This window comes from Metamycoplasma neophronis (assembly GCF_006491995.1).
Taxonomy (GTDB): domain Bacteria; phylum Bacillota_I; class Bacilli_A; order Mycoplasmatales; family Metamycoplasmataceae; genus Metamycoplasma; species Metamycoplasma neophronis.
Map to the genome: position 1 here is coordinate 1 of NZ_VHHP01000050.1, position 597 is coordinate 597.

A 597-nucleotide genomic window follows, 5' to 3' on the forward strand; every position below is an offset into this window, starting at 1 on the left:
ATGTTGAAGGCGCCGGTGTTGATGCTTCCTGTGTTGAACCAGCCGGTGTTGGCGCCGCCCGTGTTGAAGGTACCCGTGTTCGACGGGCCCGGGTTGAAGGCACCGAAGTTGTAGTGGCCGACGTTGAAGCTGCCGGTGTTCGCGTTCCCAACGTCGAACATGCCCGTATTGAAAGAGCCCGCATTCAGGAATCCGGTGTTGCCGTGTCCGGGGTTGAACAGGCCAGTGCTGAAGTTACCGGAGTTCCCGATGCCAAAGTTGCCATTGCCGGAGTTGAAGAAACCGATATTGGCGCTACCCGCGTTGAATAATCCGACGTTACCGTTGCCGGAATTGAGTCCGCCAATGCCGATTTGGTTGTTTCCAGTCAGGCCGTTGCCGATATTGTTGTTGCCGGTGTTCGCAATTCCGAAGTTGCCGATGCCTGCATTGGCGAATCCCGTGTTCAAATTGCCCAGGTTTGCAAGTCCGAAGTTGTTGGCGCCCGCGTTTCCTATGCCGATGTTGTTGCCACCTAGGTTGGCCGAGCCGATATTGAAGCTACCGAAGTTGCCGGACCCCAGATTGTTGTTGCCAAGGTTGGCGTTGCCGATGTTG

General features: G+C 56.1%; 1 protein-coding gene. It reads right to left on the reverse strand.

All coding sequences use genetic code 4. The features are described 5' to 3' along the window. Window positions 1–597 (reverse strand): PPE family protein (locus FJR74_RS08465; protein WP_503465754.1); only part of this gene is annotated, 597 nt, incomplete at both ends.